Source organism: Paracoccus nototheniae, from assembly GCF_004335005.1.
Taxonomy (GTDB): domain Bacteria; phylum Pseudomonadota; class Alphaproteobacteria; order Rhodobacterales; family Rhodobacteraceae; genus Paracoccus; species Paracoccus nototheniae.
Window position 1 is genome coordinate 63,614 of the sequence record NZ_RQRT01000012.1, and the last position, 6,819, is coordinate 70,432.

At 59.8% G+C, this 6,819-nt stretch carries 7 protein-coding genes and 1 pseudogene; all 8 read right to left on the reverse strand.

All coding sequences use genetic code 11. The features are described 5' to 3' along the window. Positions 1-76 precede the first annotated feature (76 nt). A complete protein-coding gene (locus EG885_RS07270; protein ID WP_131573813.1) occupies positions 77-829 on the reverse strand; it encodes a helix-turn-helix domain-containing protein in 753 nt (250 codons plus the stop codon). Positions 830-1,147: 318 nt separating this feature from the next. Further along, positions 1,148-1,702 carry a hypothetical protein gene (locus EG885_RS07275; protein WP_131573814.1) on the reverse strand — a complete coding sequence of 185 codons (555 nt, stop codon included), beginning with the start codon at positions 1,700-1,702 and terminating at the stop codon, positions 1,148-1,150. 64 nt (positions 1,703-1,766) lie between these two features. Beyond that, positions 1,767-2,054 carry a hypothetical protein gene (locus EG885_RS07280; protein ID WP_131573815.1) on the reverse strand — a complete coding sequence of 96 codons (288 nt, stop codon included), beginning with the start codon at positions 2,052-2,054 and terminating at the stop codon, positions 1,767-1,769. After that, positions 2,051-2,770, reverse strand: coding sequence for a recombinase family protein (locus EG885_RS07285; RefSeq protein ID WP_242679545.1), 720 nt, complete (start codon positions 2,768-2,770; stop codon positions 2,051-2,053). Before EG885_RS07285 ends, EG885_RS07280 begins: the two co-directional genes overlap by 4 nt. Before the next feature lie 670 nt (positions 2,771-3,440). Further along, complete coding sequence (gene bhcD, locus EG885_RS07290; protein ID WP_131573823.1) at positions 3,441-4,406, reverse strand: iminosuccinate reductase BhcD; 966 nt, start codon at positions 4,404-4,406, stop codon at positions 3,441-3,443. Between the two features lie 17 nt (positions 4,407-4,423). Next, positions 4,424-5,587, reverse strand: coding sequence for a 3-hydroxy-D-aspartate aldolase BhcC (bhcC, locus tag EG885_RS07295; RefSeq protein WP_131573824.1), 1,164 nt, complete (start codon positions 5,585-5,587; stop codon positions 4,424-4,426). After that, positions 5,584-6,561, reverse strand: a complete 978-nt coding sequence (gene bhcB / locus EG885_RS07300; RefSeq protein WP_207392224.1) for a beta-hydroxyaspartate dehydratase BhcB — start codon at positions 6,559-6,561, stop codon at positions 5,584-5,586. The genes bhcC and bhcB overlap by 4 nt, the downstream gene beginning before the upstream one ends. After that, positions 6,561-6,819 (reverse strand): annotated as a pseudogene (locus EG885_RS07305) (serine--glyoxylate aminotransferase); the annotation flags it as partial. The pseudogene EG885_RS07305 and the gene bhcB, both read right to left, overlap by 1 nt.

Below are 6,819 nucleotides of genomic sequence, written 5' to 3' on the forward strand. Positions count from 1 at the left end.
TACCGTTACGTGGCCTATCCTTCATAGATTGAACCGCCGTAGGGACGCGATAACGTCCCTGTATGTGCTGTCAGCATCATGACCCTGCATAAGAATAAGAGGTAGATTGGTATTCAGTCCGCTTGGCAGACTCGCGCAAACCGATAGCTTTACCCAACCGGGCAAGCTCCTTTCCAAGCGTCGAATCCTCGATCACGAACTCTGCAAAACTCCCAAGATCGAGCGTAGCGATATGCTCCGCTTCGATAGCGGCGCGATCTGCTCGGGCAGCTTGGTCATCATCTGGCGCTGCTGGTTTTCCAGCCCATCGCCCAAGAAGCGCAAGGGCGCGCTTTGGTGCGGACAGGCGATAGGCATTACTGACCTGTCGGATCTGCGGTCCCCGGCCTTCGTTCGGGGCAGGCTCATAGCGGCGCAGCCAGTCCAGAAAGCCGTGATCGCGCAGCGCCTTCAGCGCCCGCACAACCGCGTCACGAGACCGGCACAGCTTGTCCGTGATGTAATCAAGGGACGGGTCAAGTCGGCCCGACTTGAAGTTTACCAGATTGGCAAACAGCGCCAGAACCTCCAAGGCGATGCCTCCGAGGGGGCCGTTCCGCTTGCCGGGCTCTTTGTTTGCGCGGTCATACCGTTGAGCTGCCATTAGCATCTTCTGCACGTCCTGACGCGACGTCCCACGCCAAAATGATCCTTCGCATGATCCGGCACGGAGTGAATTGCGACGGACGGGTTTGCGGTCGATTTCACCGCTATCGCTGCGCGCGCCATTAACAACGCCGTCTATGCGTTTGAAAAAACTGCCGCGTTCTGCGGCCTCTCCGGTATTCATCTGCTGCTCCTCGATCAAGAAGCGCGGTGTCCGCAGGCAAGCCGTATCCGTTCGCACAGATGCGCTTTTGCTCTTGATTTTCGGGAGTGGGAGGATAACTATAGCAGGTGAAATGTGCTGCTAATTCAGGTCGCCAAACCTGTGTTACCAAACCCAAGCCCCCTCGTGCGGACCCCCGCGCGGGGGGTTTCCTTTTGGGCTGGTGGTTTTATCTGATTCTGCTCGTCCCTCCCTTTGCGGGCATTTTGCCGCACAGCCTACGACAGAGGGGCAGGTGCGGCAATTGATAGTGCGTGGGTCGGCGGCCAACTACCAGCATCAGTAGGTCTGCCATATGACTTCGGAAACCTGGCCGGTGTGGTCCCGCGTTCGCATGACGATGCCCCGGCGTGTCCCGGCTTGCTCTCCGCCGCGATAGCCAACGCGATCTTGGACCCATGCCGGGGTATTTCCGAGACGGATGCCAACCCAACGAAACTGTCCTTCCGTGTCATAAACCCCGCGCTGCGTTGAATCGTTGATTTCGATCCCTTCGCTGTTGCGCTGTCCACGGTAGTTGACGTGATAGACCTCGATGCCGTCGCGATAGCCTCGTATATCATCCGTGAGTCCGTCACTGCCCAGATTGGGTATCGGTGGCATGCCACTCGCCCGCATGGGGCAATTCCAAAGCTGCAAAGGTGGCTCAATCGGCCAGGGCGTCACGCGACGGATCATTTCTGCCCGCGCTGCTGTGCATTCGGCTGACGCAGGAAAGCCACCCGCCAGACAAAGCAGGATCGCGCAGTCGATAGAGTAGGCGTCAGCTTTAGGGGCTGATGCCAAAGCCGTGGCGGCACAGACGACCGCTCCAAGCACCTTCAATCGCATCATCGACCTCCTTTGAAGCGCAGTAGCATACGAAAACATCGCCTGACAGGATAAATGAAATGTTGAATCATTCAATATGGTTCACTTCAAACGTTTCTTTATATCGGTCGTACCAGACTGTGCCCCGCTCAATCGTGTCAGCGTGTGAGTCTTGAAGGCATACAAGATAGGCATTTAGATCACTGAAATATCTATCATATTCGTCTTTTGGTGAGATGCCGTACTCAGCTGCCAACCCTTCATCGACGACAGGCTCCTCCGGGAACAGGCAAAGATGCAGAGCTTGGGGGGTAGCTGGTAGGGTGCTAGGTCCGATCATCTGCGTCAAAGCCAAGACTGCGAAAGCACCGATCATTCGCCATACCCCTTAACCGGAGAAATAGCCCGTATGAGGGTAGCGCGACTGACGCCAAGCGCCTTGGCTGCCTGAGCTTGGGTCATTTGCTTGGATGCCAACCATGCCTGGGCTTGGGCAATCTGCGCGGGCGCCAACAGGCGCCGGCGTCCTATGATCCGGCCACTCGCGCGGGCGGCTTCCAACCCTGCCCGCGTCCTGTCTGCGATCAGGTCACGCTCAAACTGAGCGATCATCGCGAAGACATGAAACATCATCCTGCCCTGCGGCGTGGTCGTGTCGATTTGTTCATTCAGGGACCGCAGGCGAACCTTCCGTTCGGAAAGCTCGTTGGCAATTGCGATCAGCTCTTTGACACTCCGCGCCAACCTGTCCAGCCGCCAGACAACAAGGGTGTCATCGTTGGAAAGATTGGATAGCAGGCGTTGCAACTGTGGCCGGGCGTTCTCGTCCGCTCCGCTTCCGACCTCTGAGACAACGTAGTCGCACCCTGCTGCCTTCAGAGCATCAAGTTGCAGACGATGCTCCTGACTGCTGGTCGATACCCTGGAATAGCCCACTACCGCCATCGCCCGCTTCTCCGATGTTGCAAAAGCCAGCCCATAATGGGCATGTGGCAAAATTCGCCTTTGCGACGGCTTTTGCAACACGTTTGACGCTGTTGCGCAAACGATCGTTTTTGAACACTGTGAGAAGAGGACCGAAGAAGCGGGCATTCTTTCATCCGCGTTGCAGCTTTGGAACGGCCGCTTGTGGATGCGTTTTTCCGCCTAAGAAAGCAGTATGACCTTTTGGTCCGACAAAAGGTCAGAATGACGTTTATGCTTGACACTCGCAGGCTGTCTTCGGGTTCGGCAACTGCGGTTCCCACTATCACCACACCCCCTGGGAAAGGTCCTCACAGCTGCAAAACGGCATCGACGCGAAGAGCCCGGAGCCGCTGCTAGTGCTTCCCACAGCATGAACGGCCGCTCACATCCGGGCGCCTATGCTTCCTGAGCCACCTTGTTGTCGGTAAGGAAAAGCATGGGGACGACCTGCAAAGTTGCTTTGATTTTCGCAACGAGTTTTCTGGTGCTCCGGTGATCCGCTAACGCCGTGCTGTCGGATTGCAAGAAAACCGCTGGCTTTTCTGACATCGCCTTAATTTTTTGGCACCTTGGCCTAACCACCTCTGCCAAAGCAAACTGATGGATAGGGAGGGATATGTATCAGCGCAATAGTGGTGCTAAACGATCGGCCAGATGAAGTGCGCAGTTAATGTGGATTGGCCAGAAATACCCGATCCTAGAGTCCCACAAAGTTTGCGACACAACCTCGCGCGTCAGGCCAAATGACCTTGGCCCCGCGCGCGCCCGGTGACGGGCGGGCGCGCGCGGGTACTGGCTAGATCTGGATCTTAATGGCGACGCCGCGTTCGACCGCCAGATCGACGGCGGCCGATGCGACCGCCAGGTCCTGCAGGCCCACCCCGGTGCCGTCGAACAGGGTGATCTGATCGTCCGACACCCGGCCCGGTCGTTCCCCGTTGATGACCGCGCCGATCTGGGTGATGTCGCCGTCCGCGATCAGACCCTGTGCCACGGCGTGCTGCGCCTCTCCGATGGTGACGGACTGGGCGACCTCGTCGGTAAAGACCGAGGCCTTGGCCAGCAAGGCGGCCTCGACCTCCTGCTTGCCTTTCGTGTCGGTGCCCATGCAGGCCAGATGCGTGCCGGGCCGGACCTGTGCGGCCTGCAGGATCGGCGCGAATGACGAGGTGATCGTGATGATCACGTCCGCCTGCGCGCCCAACTGGTCCAGGTCGACCGCCTGGAACGGGATGCCGCGTTCGCTGGCGACCTTGGCCAGTCGGTCCAGATCGGCGGGGTTCAGGTTCCAGCCGACGACCTTGTCGAAGGGCCGCTGATCCAGCGCCGCGCGCAGCTGGAAGGTCGACTGATGCCCGGCGCCGATCATGCCCAGCACCCGCGCATCAGCCCGCGCCAGATGCCGGATCGACACTGCCGACGCCGCCGCCGTGCGCAGCGCCGTCAATAGGTTGCCGCCCACCACGGCGCGGCACCGCCCGGTATCGGCGTCGAACAGGAAGATAGTCGATTGGTGGTTCGTCAGGCCCTTGTCGGCGTTCCGCGGCCAGAACCCGCCCGATTTCAGCCCAAGCGCCAGCGATTCCCGGTCGAACCCCGACTTAAACCCGTACAGCGCGTCGGCATGGCCGATCGCCTCGCGGATGACGGGGAAGTTATAGGCCGTATCGCGCGCCATCGCGGCGAACACCTGTTCGACCGCCGAAAAGCAGTCCTGGGCCGAAATCAGGTCCGCGATCAGATGTTCTGGGACGATCAGCAGGGGGGATTGGGTCTGCATCAATAGGCCTTTCCGCGGGCGGAGACGGGCCAGACGACCTCGACCTTGCCGCCCCTGACGCCGACATACCAGTCGTGGACATTGCAGGTCGGGTCGCAGTGGCCGGGGATCAGGCGCAGCTTGTCATTGACCTTCAGCACGCCTTGCAGATCTTCGACGACGCCATGTTCATCGCTGCACTTGATGTATTTCACATCGTCGCGGCCATAGATGACCGGCAGACCGCTATCGACAGATTGCGCCTTGAGACCCGCATCCACGATGGCCTTGTCGGCTTTTGCATGGCTCATCACCGAGGTCAGGATGAACAGCGCGTTTTCCCATTCGCCTTTGTCGATGCGATTGCCGTTCTGGTCCAGAATCCGCCCGTAATCGGCGTCCATAAAGGCATAGCTGCCACATTGCAATTCGTTGTAAACGCCTGAATTTGACTCGAAATAATAACTTCCGGTTCCGCCGCCGGATACCAGCTCACATTTCAGCCCCACCGCTTTCAGACCGTCCACGGCGTCGCGCACCTGTGCAATCGCGGCCTCCAGCTTGGTCTTGCGCTCATCAAAGCTGTCGATGTGCTGCATTGCGCCCTGATAGGCCTGAATGCCGCTGAATTTCAGACCCGGTGCTGCGTCAGCCGCCTTGGCAATCTCGACCACCGCTTCGGTGGTTTTCACGCCGCAACGACCCGCGCCACAGTCGATTTCCACAAAAATCTCAAGCTGAGTGCCGTATTTTTGCGCCGCTGCCGACAGATCGGCGATATTGGCCACATCGTCCACGCACACAAGGATCCGGCTGCCCATCAACGGCAGACGCGCCAGACGGTCGATCTTGGCAGGGTCGCGGACCTGATTGCTGACCAGCACATCCTTGATGCCGCCGCGCACGAACACTTCGGCTTCGGACACCTTCTGACAGCAGACGCCAACGGCGCCGCCCAGCGATTCCTGTAATTTCTGCACATCGACGGATTTGTGCATCTTGCCGTGGCTGCGGTGACGCATGCCGTGTGCCCTGGCGTAATCGCCCATCTTCTTGATGTTGCGTTCCAGCGCGTCCAGATCAAGGACCAGGCAAGGCGTCTGAATATCCGCCTCATCCATTCCCGGTACGGCGGGAACATCGAAACCAACCTCTAACTGGTCAAAAATGACGGGTGCGTTCATGGCATAACTCCTTCCATCCACGGCAGGCGGTCGAGATCGACATTGCCGCCCGTGATGATGACGCCGACACGTTTGCCGGCAAATACGGTGGGGTTTTTCAGAATGACTGCCAGCGGCACAGCGCAGCTTGGCTCGATCACGATCTTCATGCGCTTCCAAGTCAGCTTCATCGCCTCGACGATCTCATCTTCGGATGCGGTCAGAATGTCGGTGACGTGGTTTTTCACGAAATGCCATGTCAGATCTTTGAGCGGCACCTTGAGACCGTCCGCGATGGTGTCTGGCGCATCATCGGCGATGATGTGACCGGCGCGAAAGCTGCGCGCGGCGTCATCGGCCTGTTCGGGTTCGGCGGCATAGATTTTCACTTGCGGCGCAAGGTTTGACAGCGTCAGACAGGTGCCGGAAATCATCCCGCCGCCCCCGATGGGCGCCACAACAGCATCCAGCCCCTCAACCTGTTCGATCAGTTCCGCCGAACAGGTTGCCTGCCCCGCAATCACGCGCGGATCGTTATAGGGATGCACAAATTCGGCCCCCGTCTCTTCCACCACGCGCGCGAACACCGCCTCGCGCGAGGTGGTCGAGGGCTCGCATTCCACCACGATGCCGCCATAGCCGCGCACGGCATCCTTCTTGGCCTGCGGGGCGGTGTGCGGCATGACCACGGTACAGGGAATGCCACGGCGTCCGGCGGCATAGGCCAGACAGGTGCCGTGATTGCCGCTGGAATGGGTGGCCACCCCGCGCGCGGCCTGCGCATCCGACAGGCCAAAGACCGCATTGCTGGCGCCGCGCGCCTTGAAGGCCCCGGCCTTTTGCAGGTTCTCGCATTTGAAGAACAGCTGCGCGCCGGTCATCTCGTCCAGCATCCGGCTGGTCAGGACCGGGGTCACATGGACATGCGGCCTGATCCGGTCGCGGGCGCTGCGCATGTCGTCGAGGGTCGGGATCTGCATCGCTGCGTCCTTCATCATGCTGCCGCCTTCTGCGCGGCGGGAATGCTGTGGCGGTAATGATCCTGCGCCGCCGCCACGCCCGACCCAAGCGTCAGCGGCAGGCCCAGATCGGCCATCACCATCTCGGCGGTGGCGATGCCGGACAAGGCCATCACATCGGTCAGCATGCCCAGATGGCCGATGCGGAACACCTTGCCCGCCACATCGCCCAGACCCGTGCCAAAGGCCACGCCATAGGCATTCAGCGCATGGCCGACGATGCGGTTCGCGTCG